Raw genomic sequence first — 19,820 nt, 5'->3', positions numbered from 1 at the left:
GCGTGCGCCGGTTCGCATCCCGGCGCTTAAACGAAGCAGAGCGACAGCGGTTCAGCGATGTAGGCCGGTTTGTCCGAGCCTTCTATCTCAAGTGTTGCGGTGGCTTTGAGCAGCCACTGACCAGGTTTCTTCTCGGTCACTTCAACCATGTCGACCTTGAGTCGGACTTTCGAATTGACCTTCACGGGCTGGATGAAACGCACACTGTCCAGGCCGTAGTTGACGACCATCTTCACGCCTTCGGGCAGGATCAGGATGTCTTCCATCAATTTGGGCATTAGTGACAGCGACAGGAAACCGTGGGCAATGGTGCTGCCAAAAGGCGTTTGCGCGGCTTTGATCGGGTCGACATGAATGAACTGATAATCACCGGTGGCTTCGGCGAACAGGTTGATGCGTTCCTGATCGATGGTGAGCCATTCGGAACGTCCGAGTTCCTTGCCGACATAATCTTTGAGCTCTGCAACTGGAACATAGGGCATTGAGACTCTCCTTGGGTTCATCTGTTTTATAGTTTTTCAGGTGGGGGATTTGACCGCCCTGCGAACCACTGTAGATCATCATGGCAATTTGCTCAGGTCAACCGACCATGCTTTTGGCGAATGCCGATCCATAGCGCAGGCGTGCTTATAATGCCGGGCGCTTTTTGTTGGAGATGTCAGATGTTGTTACGTGGCCTGACCCTGCTGGTGCTGTTCCAATTGCTCGGCACGGCACTTAATCATTTACTTTTGCCGGTGCTGCCGGGGCCGATCATCGGTCTGCTGCTGTTGCTGGTGTTCCTGATTATTCGCGGTGAAGTCGGCGAGCCGCTGAATCTGGCGGCCGGCAGCCTGCTGCGTTATCTGCCGTTATTGCTGGTGCCGCCGGCAGTGGGCGTAATGGTTTACGCCTCGGCCATTGCTGCAGATTTCTGGGCGATTGTGGGCGCGTTGGTGGTGTCGCTGATTCTGTCGATGGCCTTTGCCGGTGTGCTGATGCAACGCCTGGTCAAGCGTCACGCGCCGCCGTCGGAGGAGTCCTGATGTTCTTCGATTGGCACGGCGCCTGGACGTCGGTGATTCACCATCCACTGTTCGGCATCGGTATCACCCTCGGTGCCTATCAACTGGTGCTGGCGGCGTTCGAGAAAACCAAGTGGATCTTTCTGCAACCGGTGCTGGTCTCCATGCTGTTGGTGATCGGCGTGTTGGTCGGCTGCGGCCTGACGTACGCCGAGTATCGCAAGAGCACCGAGATCCTCAGCATTCTGCTCGGGCCGGCGACGGTGGCGCTGGCGGTGCCGCTGTATCTGAATCTGCGGCGCATTCGCCAATTGTTCTGGCCGATTTTTACTACGCTGGTGATAGGCGGGGTGGTCGCCACGGGCATGGGCGTGTTGCTGGGGTGGTGGTTCGGCGCTGATCACATGATCCTGATGACCATGGCGCCGAAATCGGTGACCTCGCCGATTGCGATGCTGGTGGCCGAGCAGATCGGTGGCGTCGCGGCGCTGGCGGCGGTGTTCGTGCTGATCACCGGGGTCATCGGCGCGATCTTCGGCCCGACACTGTTGACCCGCCTCGGCGTGCACAGCCCCGAAGCACGCGGTATGGCGCTGGGCATGACCGCGCATGCCGTCGGCACGGCGGTGGCGATGCAGGAAAGTGATGAGACCGGTGCCTTCGCGGCGTTGGCGATGAGTCTGATGGGCGTGGCCACGGCGGTGTTCCTGCCGTTGGCGGTGTCGATGGTGGTGTAAGGAAATGTCTATGAGTCTGGCGCTTTTTCCGTTGAACACAGTGCTGTTTCCCGGCTGCAACCTCGACTTGCAGATCTTCGAGGCGCGCTACCTGGACATGATTGGCCGCTGCATGAAGCAGGGCGGTGGCTTTGGCGTGGTGTGCATTCTTGAAGGCCATGAAGTCGGCGTCGCCCCCGCAGGTTATGCGCTGGTGGGCTGTGAAGCGCGGATCACCGATTTCCAGCAGCAGGACAACGGCCTGCTGGGCATTCGCGTGCAAGGCGGGCGGCGCTTCCATGTATTGCGCACCGAAGTGCAGCGCGACCAGCTGATCCTCGCCGACGTCGAGTGGCTGGACGACGAACCCGAGCAACCGTTGCAGGACGAAGACGCCGATCTGGTGGCGCTGCTCAAGGCGCTGGCCGAGCACCCGATGGTCGAAGCGTTGAACATGGGCACCGAAGCCGTTGGCCAGCAGTCATTGGCCAATCAGTTGGCCTACCTGTTGCCGTTTGCCGAGGAGGACAAGATCGACCTGTTGCAACTCGACGATCCCCAGCAGCGCCTCGATGCCATTCAGGCCTTGCTCGATGAGTTGCAGGGTGAGTTATTTGCGTAGTTGTTATTTGAATTAAATACTGGCACTTGCCAGCATTGTCGTGAAGCGTTCTTTGACTTAACTTCAAGTTGCCCGCAGGACGCGGGTGACTTGAATGATAATAAGGAATAAATCATGACTGTTTACGAAGATGAATGGGGCTTCTGGGACGACATTGCCGGTAAATATATTCTCAAGAATGCCGGCATGGATCATAACGCCAAATATATTGTTGATGCCGCTGCTACTTACTCCGACATGATGGTGCTCGCACGGCGCAAACGTAAAGCCGCCAAAATTCCTGCTGGCGATATCCCCCGAGTGACCGCGACCGCCGAATCTGTGGTTGCAGCCCCAATGGCCTGAATTATTTTGTGATGTGCGCCACGGTCTGCCGTGCAGAGTTTATTGACGGCGGGCGCCCGCACAGAGGTGGTTACATGTCTACGAATAAAAAAGAAAACAAGTCCTTTACCGCAAATCTATATGTCGATGGTCTGCCGGTGGTGCTCAATCTGCAACGTTTGCGCCTGCGCCTGCGCGATCCGCGCATCACCCGGCGTGAAAAGCTGGACGTGGAGGCGGCACTGGCGGACAACCGCGAGACCAGCTTTCTCACTCTCGCCGATCACGAAGACGACAAGCCATTGTTGCTGACCTTTACGCCCCACGGTGACAGCTTCGCGATCACTATTGCATTGCGCGGTGTTCACGACGGTGCGCGGCTGGTCATTGAAAGTTCCACGCGCAATGTGCTGGCGGGTCAGGAAGAGCGCGGCGAGTTGTTTTCGATCAGCAAGGCGGGTTTGCTACGTGCAGTATCCAGCGATCTTGAGCCTGGGCCGCTTTATATCGGAATTGAAAGCGAATCAAACAAGAAGCCGTTGTATCGAAGTACAGCCGATAGAATGAATATCTTTAAAAGCGTTGATCCCAATATCACGGGGCATAATGCTTTTAATAATAAACCGGTGACCTTTGTACTCAAGATCATTGATCAACTTCCCCTCGTCGCATGATAAGACGCGCTATTCATCGCGGTGATGAATAGCGCGTTTTCAAGGGGTTACTGCATCAAGGGCGGTAGTGCTCGGGAACAGGCCAGATGATGTCGTTGGCGAAAGTTTCCGTACCCTTCGGCAAGTCCAGAATAACGCCGCCTGAGCTGGCGACTTTCTCTATCAGATCGTCGTAGGGAGAAGGGTGACGAGAGACAGTTCCATCCCACGTTGCTTGCTCGATAGCCTCAGCATTCTCTCCGGCTGCTCGAAAGATATCCTCAACCCGCGCAGCCCGGCGTTTGTCCGAGTGCACCAGCCAGATTCTCTCGGCGCTGATTCCTCGTGAGGGCATTGATATCTGGCCTTCCATTGGATCTCCCTCAAAATCCATGTTACCCAGATGCCTGTTTTCTGCTTGGGGTACCACCTCGACGCCGCGGGTGTCGATGACATAAAGAAAGCTCAGGCCCTGATTGCGCCGGCGCAATGGATAGTCACGCGAATAATCCAATTCAAACGAATTATCTGATTCGTTCCCAGTACCATAGCGCGATCCTGTCGACGAATCGCTGTCAGAGCTGGCATCTCCCGGATACCGATTGGCCTGGCTGTTGTACCGCCGAGGTTCGGAATAGTAATCGAATGCCATGTAATTCGAGGCGTCGTCTAGACCGAATGTCGTGCTAAAAGCCAATTTGGTCGTCGACTCGGGGTCGTTGCCCTTCAGTCTGAACAGGCGTTTGTCCCGCGCCAGTTCAAAGGGCGTGCGCAGATCGGCGCGGAACATGCCAGCGATGTCGGTTCGGTATAACATTCCGTGCATATTTCGCTTATAGCCTGCGCGCTTCAGATAGCCTTCCAGAAACTCGCTTTCGTAACGCAGCTCAACATTGGGTAGCGCGTTCCTCAGACGCTGGCCTTCATTTCGCAACCTGAGAATATACGGATCCAGCTCTGCGGCAATCTGGCTGAAACGCTGATCGTCGTTACTCTGCGTCAGTCGCTTGTGTTGCTCGGCCCATTCCGGAAACACACCGTGTTCCATGTCCTTTCGCAGTCTGCTCTGTTGGGCGATGGTCAAATTGTAGGATCGCAGGATCTCTGTGCGTTCGGCCGGGGATTTGTGCGGATGGGACCAGCGCAAGGAATGGGTCAGGTACTGGTGGGTATCCGGGTCTTCGAAGCGTGTTGCCCAGGTGGGCGGGCGCCCCTGAGCTTCTGCCTCACTGCGGAAAACCAAGGCCTCTGACTCCCGCAAGCGGTACGCACTCCAGATATCGCCATCGGTCCAATGCGCAAGCTTCAATGGCACTGACGGATCTCCCCGGGCCTCAAGTGGGTCGACCCGGACCAGTTTGGCGCGGGCATCCTTGAGGGCGAAACCGATGGCCCTGTTTGTCATCTCGTATTCGGGGAGATAGCTGTAGGGAGCATCGTGCTGAGGAGTGAGTCGTTCGTGGACGGCATAGTAGCCTTGGGCATCGGCAGGATTAGGCGCGAAGTACACGCGATCCCTGCTGTTTTCGTAGTACGCGATCGGCTTTTGCGAACTCCAGGTGTTGGTGTCGGCAATGCGATAAAGCGGGGGGCCGGAAGGGGCCCGCTCTGTGGGCAATTTCGCCCGATAGGCTTTCATTGCATCGTGGAACACTACCATCACCGTTTCGATGCCGGTTTGGGCATCATCGCTGGCAACGTCGGCGAAGAATCTGCCTTTGTACGAACGCAGTCCGTCGACATCGTGCAAGGACAACTTGCTCGAAGGCATCTGAACGTAGGGCTGCAGCGGTGATTGGCCTACTACCGGACGCGTCGTGGCGGAAGCGTCCATGGGCGTGACTGACACACTGGCTTTGCCGTGCGAGGTGCCTGGTGTGAGGTTGTCGCTCGTCACGCCTGATGAAATTTCAGCAGCGTCGGCCCGGACGCGGCCGGGCAGGGTGAAGTCCAGATCGCTTCGTCCATCGTCGGGCGAATGTGGTCGAGAGGTCGAAGGGCCGGGGGTAGCGGGCTCCGGTGAGAGCCGAGGGTTTTTAGGCTTGTTACGCATAAGTTGTGTCCTTTCGGTTTTGTGTGAATCAGCCGGTCCGTTGGCTGAATGAAACAGGTTCGGGATGCAGGTAAACGTCATCCCGAACTGTTCTGGTGCTCGTTCTGCTCAATTGCGGTCAGGTGGCCTTACTGGGCTTTATGGTCAGGTTTTCAGTTGCGATGCGTAGGGTCGGGTTCGTGTCGACACCCCAGTAATCCTGCGCTGAGTGGTAGTGCACGGTGCCATTGATCGCGGGTGTGACGTCCAGATGTTTGACCACGACGGTGGTGGACAACTCGTTACGATCGCGGTGGGCGCGGATATCTGCCAGCAGTTCAGCCAGGTTCGCGTAACCCCGGGCATCGATGACGGTCAGTTGCAGCAGGTCGAACAACAGTTCGACGGCGTAGATGTTACCGGCAGACGTCGCCACGCTGATGGATTCCACCGGGCCTTCGTGTTCCATATTCGGCAGTAGCATCGTGACGCTGCCGATGTACAGATTTTTCGCGTCCAGGCGGATGTCGTTGCGGGTGACCTTTTCGTGCATTTTTGTCGTGAATATCGTCCATGTCGAGGCATTGGACGTTTGCGCAACAGCGCCCGGCGTTACAAGGCTGAACGTGCTGTTGCTGACGGGATAGACATCGTAAGTCGAGGCCTGGCCGTGAAGGACGTAAGTGCCATTGTGCGGCAGAGCAGGGAAATTGATTTCATGGGGAGTGGCCTTCAACAAGAACGGCTTGAGCAGCCCCGGTCTTACGAACTTGTACTTGCCGTGCCTGAGTTTCAGGCACTCGCGAGCGGTAAGGGTTTTGGCGCCAGGAGTGTCGGCGTCCTCGCGGTAAGGCACGCGAGGTGCCGCGACGTTGTATGAGGTTCCATCGCGCATGATCAGGACAACCGGGTGCCTGACTTGCACGATGGTGGTCTTGATGCCGTTGATACCGGTTGAGCCGCGTGGATCGCTTGTGGCTTTTATGACGCCGGTGAAGTTAAGCGTTTTCGACGGCAGAAAAATCCAGAGGTTGATCTGTTCGTAGCGCAGATAGCGAACGCCGGCGTCATTGCGCGTGACCGTCACGTCGTAGCTGACCCTGACGTCATGGATCTCCCATGCGTCGTAATCCAGATAGAGGGTTTTCGCGGCGGCAGGGCTGTTGGCGGGGGCGAAAAAGTTGATCCGCTGGCCGGAGCGGGGAGCGAAATGGTGCACGGCCGGATGCGTGAAAATGGCCGCGGAATCACTGTTGACTATGTATGGCGCGGGAGGTGCATCACCGATGACGATCACTCGGCACTCGAAGTCGTGATCAGCGGGGTCATTGAGTTCCAGCGGCAAGAGGGCTTCCAGCTCATAACGATCCTGGGTTTTGAACAGCAACCGGCTGTTTTTCAGCACGCGCTTGCTGTCGACTTGCTGATACACCGCTTCAATCGTCAGCTCATGATCGAGGTCTTCGCCGTCTGGTCCATGCAATGAAGTGATCACCATCGAGGTGCCGATGATCTGCCAGCGCTGAATCCGCTCCAGCGCCCAGGTGAACTCGATGACACTGACTTCCTCACCGTCGTCGATTATCACCGGTCGGGTAGACGTAGCCGGGATGATGTAGCGATCCATTCCGGATCCACCGTCAACCCGGCAATCCGTGCCGCGAATGGCAATCACATCGTTTCCGCTGCCCGCCATGACCTGGTCGCTGCCATTGGCCGAGATTTGATTGTCGCCGTCGCTGCCAGTGATTCGGTTCGAGCCATTGCGCAGGGTCAAAACGTTTTCCACGGATTTGACTTGTGCGACGTCAACCGGATCGACCGTGGCATCGTGGCTGCGCAGGGCAACTTTGCCGGTCTGCAGATTCACGTCGTAACCCACGTAGCGGGTATCGCCGGGAGGGCGGGCGCCTTCGAAGGTCAGTGTGTCACTTCCTTCACCGCCGTCGATCATGCTCAGTGTCGCCGGTGGAGTACCTCGGTCGAGCTCACTGGCGGCCGATTCAAAGTAGAAGGTATCGTCCTTGTCGCCACCGGTCAGAAGCTTGATGCCTTTCTTGTAAGTGAAGAGATTGGGCCTGGCCTTGACGCCTGTGACCTGATCATCACCCGCGCCCAGGTTCCACAACACGGCCTTGTCCGCGTCGGCGGTGCCGGTGACCACGCCCTGAAGGTCAGCGGGCAGCCCGTCGCGAGCGTCGATGATGTCGTTGCCCTCGACAACGATGGTTTCCTTGTCCATTTTGTACGGCTTCTCGCCTTTCGCCGCGTCCCATTGGTAGCGCCAGACTTTCACCGGTTCGAGCTCGACGTTGAAGCTGCCGTTGACCACATGGGCCACGTAATGCTTGTAGGCGCCCTCGAGCAGTGCCTGGGCCGAGGTCTGCAGCAGCCTGGTGTAGTCGGCGGTGTATTTGGAGATTTTGAAGCGATCCATGACGTCTTCGTCGAGTTCCTGCCGGGTAAAGGCAAACCAGCCGGAGCGCAGGCGCTCAAGGGCGGTCAGCTCGATGTAGTCATCGATGTCGTCGACGACCCTTGCCGCCCGATAAATTTCGGAGCCAAGGATCAGCACGGCAGCAGCCACGAGGCCGGCCGGGCCGGCGACGCTGCCAAAACCTGCCAGAGCGGCGATGCCCAAGGTAATGCTGACGGTCGCACCGGCCACGGCCGTAGCGCCGGCGACGTAATGGTCCTGCTGTTCCTTGCCGGTGGTGGTGGCCGCTGCGTTGAACGATTTGACGGCGCTGATGATGTCGAACGGCAAGGTGATTGCGCTGGCGAACAGGCCGGCGCCGCGGGACAGGAATTTACCGGCAGAGGTGGCGGGAAAGCGGTTGAATACCATGCCACCGCTTCTGAGCATCTTTTCACCCGTTATGCTCAAGCCGCGCTCGATAATCAACGATTCGACTTCAGCCACAACGGAACCACCGTTGAATGCTGCCTCGCCCCAGTCGCGAACCTTGACGGCGTCCACTATCCCCATGAGCCCGCTGTAGATTCCGTAAGCTTGCAGGCCAACGCCAGCGCCGCTGGTGAGGTAGCTTTTGCTCCTGTTGATCCAGCCCGGCAAGTGGTCGAGTGAATCGACGCGGTGGATATCGATCTGCTGCGCCGCACGGGTCAGTTTGTCCAGGCGTTCCATTGAACTGCCGGGAGTGATCGGATCCGCGCTGACCATCAGCGGCGGTGCATCTACCGAACGCAAGGTGGCGATCTCGAACATCAGGGTGCCGACGAGGCTGGCGTCGGCTATCTCGGCTGAGGCCATGCGGGCCAGGACTTTGGCCGGGTGGAAGCTCATGGAATCGAGAAACGCCTGGTCAGCCACCTTGATATTGACGTTCTGCGGGCTGACATTTTGCCCGCCGATCCTGGCGCCCATGGCCTCCAGCTCAACCCGGGAAATCGTGAACTTGCCAAGGGTTAGCGGGCCATGGCGCTTGTCGAGGGATTCGAGCGTGGGCGGGGTGGATTTATCGACTTTGCCCGGCGTTACCACTGCAGCGCTGGGGGGCTCGATTCGGGGTGCATGGCTGTTGGCCGAACTGGTAATAGGCGTTACTTGAAGGGGGCGGTAAGCGAGTAGTTCAATAGCGGGCTGGATAAGTTTTGACACGGTTTCAATCCTTGAAAAATACGCCGGTTTCCGTACCGGTGGATGAACAAAAAAGTAATCAATCGTATTGCGTGGCGCGTATCAACTAGTGTGTCAGTTGACGTTTTGATTCAAGGCCAATGGATGTCATCGCCCCACTCGGTTTTGTTGCCGGACAGTGAAAGTATCGGCCGTCCCGCTGCCTCGGCTTCATCGATCAGTCGATCGTATTCATGCTGGGTGGCATGCCCCGCATGCGTTTTTCGCTCGATGTATCCGGCGCTATCGCCGGCCATATCTGCAATGTCCTGAACTGCTGCGCCTTTTGTCAGTGACGAGTTCAGCAACCAGATCCGGTCGCTGTCCAGACCCGAGCGGGTTACTGAAATCAAACCTTCAAAGTCATCGTCGGGAAACCTGGCACCGGTGTCCTGTGCCGACCAGTTGAACAAGCGGTTTTCCTGGTTTGGCACGACTTCAAGGGTTCGCGTATCCAGCGCGTAGATGAACATTTCAGACTGTCGTTCGCGAACCGTTTCATAGTTGCGCTCGTTATCGAGGGAGACCGGATTATCTGCATCCGACCAGTCGGAAGATGCGCTACTGTCACTGTCGCTTGAGTGGTTGTCCGAGTCTGTTACAGCGGCGCTTTTGCCGGGATATTTGTTCTTTTGAGTGTTGTACAGCAGGTATTCCGGATCCGGAGCGCTGCCATACATCAGGGCCTCATTGAGGCTGAAGGTTGCGCTCAGCGGTTTGTGGGTGGTGCCTCCTCGCTGGTGGTGATAACGAGGGAGCATCGCATCGTCGTTCGCGAGTTCGAACGGAGTGCGATCATCACCTCTGAACAACGCGGGCACGTCAGTGCGGTACAGGCAGTTGTTGAGGTTGTGCCGATAACCCATTTTCAGTAGAAGCGCTTCGCGAAACGCGCTGGTCATGCATGTTTCCGGGTCATACCAGTGATACCCGTTGCCACGTTTGAGACTCAATTCATTGATCAAAGCCTCACCCCATTTCGTCAGGCTCTGGGGATCGCTCAGGTCTTCGCTTCGCTGTTTGTGCGCGAGCACCCATTGCGGAATGCTCAGATCTGTTTTCAAGTGCAACTGCAATTGAAGCAACTGGCTCGGCAACAAGTTGTAGGATTGCAACTGTGCCGCGCGTGCCTTCGCGTCGAGGGTTGGACTCAGCCAGCGAAAGGCATTGCGCAGCAGGTCGGTCGTGGCGTTGCGCGCTACATCGGCTTCGACCCATTGCGGCGGCTTGCCGAGTGTCTGCGCTTCGCTGCGAAAGTGTCTGATGTCCTCGCCGTGAATGCCGTACAGCTCCCAGATTTCCATGTCGGTCCAGCGTTGCAGATGAGTGGGCTGTGCGCCGAATCCGCCCTGCGGTGCATCCACCAGAATCCAGTCGCCACCGCTTGCCTTGAATGCAAACGTTGTCGGGTGTTGATCCCATGTATTCCTGGGCGAGAGTTCGAAATAACCTTGCGCGTCGGGAGATCGTCTGGAGGCGTCGTAAAGAAATTGCCGAACCCTGGTCCCGCTCCCGGAACCGCGTGGTCGTTTGGGCGCAAGGCCTGGCTGAACGTCATCCGTCGCGGCCGGGCGCTTGGGTGGCGAAACCTGTGCCAGCGCCTCGGCGGCCGGTGTGGCGAGGCGCCAGGTTGGACGTTCGGCATTTTTCAGCAGATGCGGCCCGGAAGCTACTCGTTCAGTCAGCAGTTTCGCCTGACAGGTGCCCAGGTTTTCATCGAACTGGACATGTGCAGTCAACACTGCGCCGTCATGTTCGATGTCGACGAATCGGCGCCCGACAATGAAGCGGAAACCGTCCGCATTGGCGGCTTGCAGGCCCCGCAGGAATTCGGTGGACAGGCCGTACCGGCTGATCGAGTTGTCTGTCCTTGCATTGGCAATTCTGCTGCCGGGTATTTCTCTGACGACTATGTCGGGTTGGCGTAATGCATGGCTGTGGACGTGCGCCGCCGTGAAGTGATTTGGCTCATTGGAGATGTTCGCTGTAAATGACGATCTTGAGGTGGATGGCGAGAGCAACTGGGCATCTATGGACGGTCGAGCGGCGGGGTTGGCACTGTCCGTTGTGGATGCTGACGGCTTTCTGGGTATTTTCGGGCTCATTGATTATTCCGTGGGGACTAAACTTGTTTAAAATTTTTATAGTGTCCGAGGCGGGGGTGATGTTTTTGTATTAACTATGGATGTAATACAAGTTTGTATTGGTTGAATGTACTGAAGTTAAAGTTTCAGGCGGGTTTGCTCGCCCAATCTAAATGAAATCGTCGGGGTTGGAAGGTGTGTGAGGGGATATATTCAGTTGGATATGTAACTTGAAATTGATTGTGGGTGATGCGAGGCAGTGCGGGGTAAGTTGTGCAGGAAAACAGGTAAGTTTAAATAAGAAGTTGGCTGCACTCTCGTCGGAAGAATCCTCGGAGAGTGAGTGGGGGGAGAGGGTATGTCGAATTAAGCAGCGAGCTTAATAGGCGTAACGCAACAGCGTATGCGGCAAATGACGCAGGACGAAAAAGCCAAACAGCGCCACCATCGCCGGCAGTATCAGCCACCAGACCTTGAACGGCATCGCCGGGAGCGGCGACTGGCGTTGGTTCAGCCACAGGCTCGCCGCGCATACGCCAGCGGCCAGCATCGCGCCCGCGATAATGTCCGTTGGCCAATGTGCGCCGAGGTAAACCCGCGACAGCGCAATAGACAGGGCCGGAATGCAGCCGATCAACAGCCATGTCAGACGCATGCGTGGCGGCTGCCCGCGTCCGGCGAGGACGGCCAGGGTCAGGAACAGCGCGAACGCGCCCGAGGCGTGGCCGCTGGGCATGCTGTAACTGGTAATCGGATCGGTCAGCACTTCCGGGCGTACCCGGGCAAAAAACATTTTGGTTCCGGTATTGGCCAGTGCCGTGACGAGGAGGGTGCTGCCGGCGAAGATCGCCTGACGCCACTGCCGGCACAGCAGCAGCAAAACGGTGAGCAGGATGCTGAACAGCAACATGTTGCGGAATTCACCGATCAGCGTGAGGGTGACCGCGATTTCATCCAGCAGCGGTTGGCGATGTTCCTGCACCAGAGTCATCACGCCTTGATCAAGCGCGCTCAGATACGGATAACCAATAAACAGACCAATAAGAATCAACAGGCTCATGCTGCTGATCCACACCGTTGCCCGGCGGTGGCGGCGCAAACTGCTGTTTACGCTGAGGCCGACCATGGCCGCGATGGCGCCAGCAACGATCCCGGCCTCAAGCCAGAAACCTTCGGGCAGCGGCAGACGGAATGCCGCACCAGTGGCCCAGCCCGGCAGCAGGTAGGCCAGGCTCCAGCCAGCGGCGGCCAACAGGCTGACGGCGGCGAAACGCGGAAAGGGCATGTCGCACATCCCGGCGACCATGGGCAGCATTGGCCGCAATGGGCCGATGAAGCGTCCGACCAACAGACTGGCGATGCCGTAGCGCTGGAAATAACTTTCGGCGCCGCTCATCCATTCAGGATGATGGCGCAGCCCCGGCAGTCTGCGGATGTTCTGGTGGAAATGTCGACCGACGAAGTACGAAATCACATCGCCGAGAATGCCGCCAAGAAAACCCAGCAGCAGGGTTTCGCTCAACGACAGTGCGCCGCTGCCGGCCAGTGCAGCGACGGCAAACAGCAACACCGTGCCGGGCACAATCAAACCGGCAATCGCCAGGCATTCGACAAACGCCACAATGAATACCGCAACGGCCAGCCACTCTGGATTGGCCGCCAGCCACCCGGTCACGCTATCGAGCCATGGGCCCATACCAAAAACTCCATTTCAATGATTGCCACCTGTAGGCGCTGCCGCAGCCTGCGATCTTTTGATCTTCAAAGCGAAAGATCGCAGCCTTCGGCAGCTCCTACAGGGGTTTTTAGTTACAGCAGGAAATAGTCGCGACCTTCGACCTGACCCCGACGCAGCGGGTTCCGCGTACACCACTGCGCATACGCGGCGTCGACGAAGCGGTACATCAGGTGTTCGTCACGGCCATGGGGAATACCCAGACGCGTCGTTTGAATAATGTGCGTGGGCGCCGGCCCGGTATCTTCCACCAACAGCAGTTCATGATCAAAACGCTTGGCGTCCCACATCGGCACCTTCAAACCCAGCGCCTTGCACAACAAAGTCTGCCCGGCGCAGAGCTTCTGCGATGGCCGCGGCCGACCTTGCGCATCAGGATTGTTCAACAGCATCTGCGCCAGACTCGCCGGGCCGCTGATTTCATCGACCCACGGATAAGCCGATTTGATCAGTACGGCATTGCCCGGCCCCTGCGCGCTGAAGTTCAGCGAATCGCCGCCACGTGCGTAATACATATAGATGTGGCCGCCATCCAGAAACAAAGCCTTACGCTTTTCTGTGTAGCCGAGGGAGGCGTGGCTGCCTTTTTCTTCGAAGTAATAGGCTTCGGTTTCGATGATTCGCGCACTCAGCCACAGATCGCCGACCCGATGGCGGATGACTTTGCCGAGCAGATCCTGCGCCAGTGTTTGCGCGTCACGGTCGAAAAAACTGTCCGCAAGTCCCTGTGGCAGGCGTTCGGCTTGGGTGGGAGTGGTCAGGTTGGACATGGCAGGCAACGTTTATCCAGGCTGAAGAGGTCGCGATGATAACAATTTGAGTCTTAATCACCGCTGAACGTTGGCAATTTGTAGTCCATTTCGACCATCCGCCCGTCACCGCTGTTAGTCCCGGGACGCGACAGCTATAATCTGCCGCTTTCCTCTTTGCCAAGACCCCAGCAGACCATGACTGAGTCCGTTCTTGACTACATGACCCGATTGGGTCGCGCCGCCCGCGAAGCTTCCCGGGTCATCGGCCGTGCCAGCACCGCGCAGAAAAACCGCGCCTTGCAGGCTGCTGCCAATGCTCTGGATGCGGCTCGCGCCGAGCTTGCGGCAGCCAATGAACAGGATCTGGCTGCCGGTCGCGCCAGTGGTCTGGAGCCTGCATTGCTGGAGCGTCTGGAACTGACCCCGGCGCGCATCGACGGCATGATCGTCGGTTTGCGTCAGGTGGCTGCGCTGCCGGATCCGGTCGGTGCGATCCGTGACATGAGCTTTCGTCCGTCGGGGATTCAGGTCGGCAAGATGCGCGTGCCGCTGGGTGTGATCGGGATCATCTACGAATCCCGGCCCAACGTGACCATCGATGCCGCCAGCCTGTGCCTGAAGTCCGGCAATGCGACCATCCTGCGTGGCGGCTCCGAGGCGATTCATTCCAATCGTGCGATTGCTGCGTGCATCCAGCGCGGTCTGGCCGAAGCCGAACTGCCTGCTGCCGTGGTGCAAGTGGTTGAAACTACCGACCGTGCCGCCGTTGGCGCCATGATCACCATGCCCGAGTACGTCGATGTGATCGTACCGCGCGGTGGTCGTGGCCTGATCGAGCGCATCAGTCGCGATGCCCGCGTGCCGGTGATCAAACATCTGGACGGCATCTGCCACGTTTACGTCAGTGCCCACGCCGATCTGCCAAAAGCCCAGCGCATCGCGTTCAACGCCAAGACTTATCGTTATGGCATCTGCGGTGCGATGGAGACCCTGCTGGTCGATCAAGCGGTCGCCAAGGATTTCCTGCCGTCGATGGCGGCGCAGTTCCGCGAAAAAGGCGTCGAGCTGCGTGGATGCGAGCGCACCCGGGCGATCATCGATGCCGTGGCTGCCAGCGAAGAAGACTGGAGCACCGAGTATCTGGCGCCGATTCTGTCGATCCGCGTCGTTGATGGTCTGGACCAGGCGATCGAACACATCAACCATTATGGCTCGCACCACACCGACTCGATCGTCAGCGAAAACCTCGCTGACACCCGGCGGTTTGTGGCTGAAGTCGACTCGGCGTCGGTGATGATCAACACCCCGACCTGCTTCGCCGATGGATTTGAATACGGATTGGGTGCCGAGATCGGCATTTCTACTGATAAGCTGCACGCCCGCGGCCCGGTGGGTCTCGAAGGACTGACCTGCGAGAAGTACATCGTGGTCGGTGATGGCCAGTTGCGCGGCCAGGCGACGGTCTGACTTGACCAACCTCGACCTGACAACGCCGGCGCCCGGCAGCGAACCCCGTCCTCGGCGCATTGGCGTACTGGGTGGCACGTTCGATCCGGTGCACATCGGCCATTTGCGCGGTGGGCTGGAAGTCGCCGAAGCGCTGGGGCTGGATGAGTTGCGTTTGACGCCGAGCGCGCGCCCGCCGCATCGCGGTACGCCGCAGGTGTCGGCGCAGGACCGGTTGGCGATGGTCGAGTGCGCGGTGGCAGGAGTGCCGCCGCTGGTGGTGGATGCCCGCGAATTGCAGCGGGACAAACCGTCCTACACCATTGATACCCTGGAGTTGATGCGTGCCGAAATGGCCGCCGAGACCCAGGTTTTTCTGCTTTTGGGCTGGGACGCATTTTGCGGCCTGCCCACTTGGCATCGCTGGGAAGAGTTGCTCCAGCATTGCCACATCCTGGTGCTACAGCGCCCGGACGCCGACAGCGAACCGCCGGATGCCTTGCGCAACCTGCTGGCAGCGCGTTCGGTGAGCGACCCGCTGGCCCTGAAAGGGCCGAGCGGACAGATTGCATTCGTCTGGCAGACACCGCTCGCGGTCTCTGCCACCCAGATCCGTCAACTGCTGGCCAGCGGTAAGTCGGTACGTTTCCTGGTGCCCGACGCGGTCCTGGCCTACATCGATGCGCACGGTCTGTATCGTGCGTCGAACTGAACAAGGCGTGCTTAACTGATACGAATCCACGTGTCGCCAAGCCGCCGAATATATGAGCAAAACGAGTTTTATATGACTGACAAAGACCTACCTAAAGTAAAACGTAAAGGCACATTCAAAAGCGCGCCGTTGCCGGAAGTGGCCAACACCAACGAGCCGCTCAAAGGCGACGAACTGGTCAAGCTTGCTGTTGCCGCTCTTGAAGACGTCAAGGCGCAAGACATCCAGATCATCGATGTTCGCGACAAGCAGAGCATCACTGACTACATGATCATCGCCACCGGTACTTCCAATCGCCAGATCAACGCGATGCTGGACAAGGTTCGCGAAGAAGTCAAAAAGCAGGGCGCCAAGCCGCTGGGCGAAGAAGGCAAGGGCGACAGCGACTGGGTGCTGCTCGACCTCGACCTGGTGATCGTGCACATGATGACCGCCTCGGCGCGTCAGTTCTACGACCTGGAGCGCCTGTGGGCCGGTGCCGAGCAAAGCCGTGCGGCAGACGCCAAGCACCACAGCCCGGAAAACACCCACGAGCATTTCACCAAGCTCAACAAAGACCAGCTGTAAGGGATTGCTGTGCGACTGCGACTGATCGCCGTCGGTTCACGCATGCCCAAGTGGGTGGAAGAAGGCTGGCATGAATATGCCAAGCGTCTTCCGTCCGAGCTGGCGCTGGAACTGGTGGAAATACCGCTCAATACCCGTGGCAAGAATGCCGACGTGGCCCGTTTCATCCGCCAGGAAGGCGAAGCCATGCTGGCCAAGGTCGGGCCGAACGAGCGGGTGGTCACGCTGGAAGTCCACGGCAAACCCTGGAGCACCGAGCAGCTTGCGGTCGAACTCGACCGTTGGCGGCTGGATTCGCGCACGGTCAACTTCATGGTTGGCGGCCCCGAGGGGCTGGCGCCGGAAGTCTGTGCCCGCGCTGATCAGCGCTGGTCGTTGTCGCCGCTGACCTTGCCGCATCCGCTGGTGCGGATCCTCATCGGCGAACAGCTGTACCGTGCCTGGACCGTGCTGTCCGGTCACCCTTACCACAAGTAATCCTGCCCTCATGTCTCAGCCGATCCGCATCAAGGACCACGAAAAGGACGCACGCCTGGTGCGTAGCCGCGTCGTGTTCGGGGCCATTGCAGTCGTGCTGTTGATCTGCGTGTTGATTGCGCGGCTGTATTACTTGCAGGTGATCCAGTACGAGTACCACTCGACGCTTTCGGAAAACAACCGTGTTCACGTGCAGCCGATTCCGCCGACCCGTGGGTTGATTTTCGACCGCAACGGCGTGGTGGTTGCGGACAACCGGCCGAGCTTCAGCCTGAGCATGACCCGCGAGCGTTCCGGCGACTGGCAGCAAGTGCTCGACGTGATCGTCGAGGTGCTGGAGCTGACGCCAGAAGACCGGGTGATCTTCGAGAAGCGCATGCGCCAGGGGCGCCGGCCGTTCGAGCCGGTGCCGATCCTGTTCGAACTCAGCGAAGAACAGATCGCCCGGATTGCGGTGAACCAGTTCCGTCTGCCGGGCGTGGAAGTCGTTGCGCAACTGGTCCGTCACTATCCGCAGGGTGCGCATTTTGCGCACTCGGTGGGTTACATGGGGCGGATCAACGAGAAAGAGCTGAAAACCCTCGACCCAGTCAACTACAGCGGCACCCACCACATCGGCAAGACCGGCATCGAGCGTTTCTACGAGCCGGAACTGCACGGGCAGGTGGGTTACGAAGAAGTCGAGACCAACGCTCGGGGCCGCGTTCTGCGTGTACTCAAGCGTACCGATCCGATTCCCGGCAAGGACATCGTCCTGAGCCTGGACATCAAATTGCAGGAAGCCGCCGAACTTGCGCTGGGCGGTCGTCGTGGCGCGGTGGTTGCGCTCGATCCGAAGACCGGGGAAGTGCTGGCGATGGTCAGCCAGCCGAGCTTCGACCCGAACCTGTTCGTCACCGGCATCGGCTTCAAGGCGTACGCCGAGTTGCGCGATTCCATCGACCGGCCACTGTTCAACCGCGTGCTGCGCGGCCTGTATCCGCCGGGTTCGACGATCAAGCCAGCCGTGGCAATCGCCGGCCTCGATTCGGGTGTGGTGACAGCGTCGAGCCGGGTGTTCGACCCGGGTTATTACATGCTGCCCAACTACGATCACAAATACCGTAACTGGAACCGTACGGGCGACGGCTTTGTCGACCTCGACACGGCGATCATGCGGTCCAACGACACCTACTTCTATGACCTGGCCCACAAGCTCGGCATTGACCGGTTGTCGGCCTACATGAACAAGTTCGGCATCGGCCAGAAGGTCTCGCTGGACATGTTCGAAGAATCTCCCGGCCTGATGCCGTCCCGCGAGTGGAAGCGCGCGACTCGCAAACAGGCGTGGTACCCGGGCGAAACGCTGATTCTCGGCATCGGCCAGGGCTACATGCAATCGACCCCGCTGCAGCTGGCTCAGGCCACGGCGCTGGTGGCGAACAAAGGCGTGTGGAACCGGCCGCACTTGGCTAAATCCCTCGAAGGAGTGAAGCCGGTGGACGAAAATCCGATACCGGACATTATCCTGCGCGATCCGTCTGACTGGGCCAAGGTCAACCACGGCATGCAGCAAGTGATGCACGGCGCCCGGGGTACCGCGCGTAAAGCGGCCATTGGCGCGCAATATCGTATTGCTGGCAAGTCGGGTACGGCCCAGGTCGTGGCAATCAAGCAGGGCGAGAAGTACGACCGCTCCAAGGTTCAGGAGCGCCATCGTGACCACGCCTTGTTCGTCGGTTTCGCTCCGGCAGATGACCCGAAAATTGTTGTTTCGGTGATGGTCGAGAACGGTGAGTCCGGTTCCGGCGTCGCCGCGCCCGTGGTGCGTCAGATCATGGACGCCTGGCTTCTGGGTCAGGACGGACGTTTGAAGGCCGAATACGCCAGCCCAACCAGTGCGGAGGCTACGGCCCGTGATGAATAACTTTGATCGCATGCTCTCCAGTGAGGATGTGATGCGCCGCCGCGCGACGCTGCTGCAAAGACTGCATATCGATGGGCCGCTGCTGATCCTGTTGTTGATCCTGGCTGCCGGCAGCCTGTTCGTGCTGTATTCGGCCAGTGGCAAGAGCTGGGATCTGCTGGGCAAGCAGGCCACTTCGTTCGGTATCGGTCTGGTGTCGATGATCATCATCGCCCAGTTCGAACCGCGTTTCATGGCGCGCTGGGTGCCGCTCGGCTACGTGATCGGCGTGCTGCTGCTTTTGGTGGTGGACATCATGGGTCACAACGCCATGGGCGCCACACGCTGGATCAACATTCCCGGTGTGATCCGTTTCCAGCCCTCGGAATTCATGAAAATCCTGATGCCAGCGACCATTGCCTGGTATCTGTCCAAGCGGACATTGCCCCCACAGCTCAAGCATGTTGGCATCAGCCTGATGTTAATCGGCGTGCCATTTGCGCTGATCGTCCGTCAACCGGATCTCGGCACTTCGCTGCTGATTCTGGCCGGCGGGGCGTTCGTGCTGTTCATGGGCGGTTTGCGCTGGCGCTGGATCGTCAGCGTGCTGGCCGCGGCCATTCCGGTGTCGGTTGCGATGTGGTTCTTCGTGATGCACGACTACCAGAAGCAGCGCGTATTGACGTTCCTCGATCCGGAAAGCGACCCGCTCGGCACTGGCTGGAACATCATTCAGTCGAAAGCAGCGATCGGTTCCGGCGGCGTATTCGGCAAGGGCTGGTTGCTCGGTACCCAGTCGCACCTGGACTTCCTCCCGGAAAGCCACACCGACTTCATCATTGCCGTGCTCGGCGAAGAGTTCGGCCTGGTGGGCATCTGCGCGTTGTTGCTGATTTATTTGCTGTTGATTGGTCGGGGTCTGGTCATCACCGCTCAGGCGCAGACGTTGTTCGGCAAATTGCTCGCCGGCGCGTTGACCATGACGTTTTTTGTTTATGTTTTCGTCAACATCGGTATGGTCAGTGGCCTGTTGCCGGTTGTAGGGGTTCCATTGCCGTTCATTAGCTACGGAGGAACTTCGCTGGTGACACTGCTGTCAGCGTTTGGGGTTTTGATGTCGATCCATACCCATCGCAAGTGGATCGCACAGGTTTGAATAAGGTGAAGAGTT

The 19,820-nt window shown here is 58.6% G+C and carries 18 protein-coding genes; 12 read left to right on the top strand and 6 right to left on the bottom strand.

Annotated features, from left to right (window positions below; genetic code table 11):
• Positions 1 to 26 precede the first annotated feature (26 nt).
• Positions 27 to 482: a MaoC family dehydratase gene (locus tag ACA061_RS23535; protein ID WP_150602105.1), complete on the bottom strand. Its 456-nt coding sequence runs from the start codon at positions 480 to 482 to the stop codon at positions 27 to 29.
• Between the two features lie 180 nt (positions 483 to 662).
• On the opposite strand from ACA061_RS23535, the gene ACA061_RS23530 reads away from it, so the two are divergent.
• The 5 genes from ACA061_RS23530 (at position 663) to ACA061_RS23510 (ending at position 3,340) form a co-directional block, all read left to right on the top strand.
• Positions 663 to 1,025, top strand: coding sequence for a CidA/LrgA family protein (locus ACA061_RS23530; protein ID WP_150602106.1), 363 nt, complete (start codon positions 663 to 665; stop codon positions 1,023 to 1,025).
• Complete coding sequence (locus ACA061_RS23525) at positions 1,025 to 1,741, top strand: LrgB family protein (protein WP_210554848.1); 717 nt, start codon at positions 1,025 to 1,027, stop codon at positions 1,739 to 1,741. The genes ACA061_RS23530 and ACA061_RS23525 overlap by 1 nt, the downstream gene beginning before the upstream one ends.
• Positions 1,742 to 1,751: 10 nt before the next feature.
• Positions 1,752 to 2,342 carry an LON peptidase substrate-binding domain-containing protein gene (locus ACA061_RS23520; RefSeq protein ID WP_497300125.1) on the top strand — a complete coding sequence of 197 codons (591 nt, stop codon included), beginning with the start codon at positions 1,752 to 1,754 and terminating at the stop codon, positions 2,340 to 2,342.
• A 114-nt stretch (positions 2,343 to 2,456) separates the two neighbouring features.
• Positions 2,457 to 2,687 (top strand): hypothetical protein, encoded by a 231-nt coding sequence (locus tag ACA061_RS23515; RefSeq protein WP_150602109.1) that lies wholly within the window; start codon positions 2,457 to 2,459, stop codon positions 2,685 to 2,687.
• Between the two features lie 74 nt (positions 2,688 to 2,761).
• On the top strand, positions 2,762 to 3,340 hold the full coding sequence (locus ACA061_RS23510; protein ID WP_210554849.1) for a hypothetical protein: 579 nt from the start codon (positions 2,762 to 2,764) through the stop codon (positions 3,338 to 3,340).
• Between the two features lie 55 nt (positions 3,341 to 3,395).
• On the opposite strand, the gene ACA061_RS23505 is transcribed toward ACA061_RS23510, so the two are convergent.
• The 3 genes from ACA061_RS23505 to ACA061_RS23495 form a co-directional block, all read right to left on the bottom strand.
• Positions 3,396 to 5,372, bottom strand: coding sequence for a hypothetical protein (locus ACA061_RS23505; RefSeq protein ID WP_497300124.1), 1,977 nt, complete (start codon positions 5,370 to 5,372; stop codon positions 3,396 to 3,398).
• A 118-nt stretch (positions 5,373 to 5,490) separates the two neighbouring features.
• Complete coding sequence (locus ACA061_RS23500; RefSeq protein WP_497300123.1) at positions 5,491 to 8,973, bottom strand: calcium-binding protein; 3,483 nt, start codon at positions 8,971 to 8,973, stop codon at positions 5,491 to 5,493.
• A gap of 110 nt (positions 8,974 to 9,083) precedes the next feature.
• Entirely contained in the window at positions 9,084 to 10,733 is a 1,650-nt protein-coding gene (locus ACA061_RS23495; protein WP_497300122.1) for a hypothetical protein, read from the bottom strand.
• Between ACA061_RS23495 and ACA061_RS23490 the strand changes: the two genes are divergently transcribed.
• On the top strand, positions 10,719 to 10,919 hold the full coding sequence (locus ACA061_RS23490) for a hypothetical protein (protein ID WP_497300121.1): 201 nt from the start codon (positions 10,719 to 10,721) through the stop codon (positions 10,917 to 10,919). The two genes, ACA061_RS23495 and ACA061_RS23490, sit on opposite strands and share 15 nt — an antisense overlap.
• A 535-nt stretch (positions 10,920 to 11,454) precedes the next feature.
• Here the strand turns inward: ACA061_RS23490 and ACA061_RS23485 are convergent.
• Together ACA061_RS23485 and ACA061_RS23480 are read right to left on the bottom strand one after the other, a co-directional pair.
• Positions 11,455 to 12,771, bottom strand: a complete 1,317-nt coding sequence (locus tag ACA061_RS23485; RefSeq protein WP_150602114.1) for a bifunctional DedA family/phosphatase PAP2 family protein — start codon at positions 12,769 to 12,771, stop codon at positions 11,455 to 11,457.
• A 113-nt stretch (positions 12,772 to 12,884) separates the two neighbouring features.
• Positions 12,885 to 13,580 carry a DNA-3-methyladenine glycosylase gene (locus ACA061_RS23480; protein ID WP_497300120.1) on the bottom strand — a complete coding sequence of 232 codons (696 nt, stop codon included), beginning with the start codon at positions 13,578 to 13,580 and terminating at the stop codon, positions 12,885 to 12,887.
• 177 nt (positions 13,581 to 13,757) lie between these two features.
• Here ACA061_RS23480 and ACA061_RS23475 point away from each other — a divergent pair, with 177 nt between their 5' ends.
• The 6 genes from ACA061_RS23475 (at position 13,758) to rodA (ending at position 19,805) form a co-directional block, all read left to right on the top strand.
• Positions 13,758 to 15,029 carry a glutamate-5-semialdehyde dehydrogenase gene (locus ACA061_RS23475; RefSeq protein ID WP_497300119.1) on the top strand — a complete coding sequence of 424 codons (1,272 nt, stop codon included), beginning with the start codon at positions 13,758 to 13,760 and terminating at the stop codon, positions 15,027 to 15,029.
• The gene (gene nadD, locus ACA061_RS23470; protein WP_224450915.1) at positions 14,998 to 15,720 is read left to right on the top strand and encodes a nicotinate-nucleotide adenylyltransferase; all 723 of its coding nucleotides are present in this window, start codon (positions 14,998 to 15,000) and stop codon (positions 15,718 to 15,720) included. The genes ACA061_RS23475 and nadD overlap by 32 nt, the downstream gene beginning before the upstream one ends.
• Before the next feature lie 72 nt (positions 15,721 to 15,792).
• Positions 15,793 to 16,287 (top strand): ribosome silencing factor, encoded by a 495-nt coding sequence (rsfS, locus tag ACA061_RS23465; protein WP_042561254.1) that lies wholly within the window; start codon positions 15,793 to 15,795, stop codon positions 16,285 to 16,287.
• 9 nt (positions 16,288 to 16,296) lie between these two features.
• Positions 16,297 to 16,764 carry a 23S rRNA (pseudouridine(1915)-N(3))-methyltransferase RlmH gene (gene rlmH, locus ACA061_RS23460; RefSeq protein WP_007937439.1) on the top strand — a complete coding sequence of 156 codons (468 nt, stop codon included), beginning with the start codon at positions 16,297 to 16,299 and terminating at the stop codon, positions 16,762 to 16,764.
• Between the two features lie 10 nt (positions 16,765 to 16,774).
• Positions 16,775 to 18,670: a penicillin-binding protein 2 gene (gene mrdA / locus ACA061_RS23455; protein WP_150602118.1), complete on the top strand. Its 1,896-nt coding sequence runs from the start codon at positions 16,775 to 16,777 to the stop codon at positions 18,668 to 18,670.
• Between the two features lie 31 nt (positions 18,671 to 18,701).
• Positions 18,702 to 19,805: a rod shape-determining protein RodA gene (gene rodA / locus ACA061_RS23450; RefSeq protein ID WP_191627703.1), complete on the top strand. Its 1,104-nt coding sequence runs from the start codon at positions 18,702 to 18,704 to the stop codon at positions 19,803 to 19,805.
• Positions 19,806 to 19,820 lie beyond the last annotated feature (15 nt).

Source organism: Pseudomonas sp. LBUM1668 (assembly GCF_059695715.1).
This window is presented reverse-complemented; position numbering and strand designations above follow the sequence as displayed.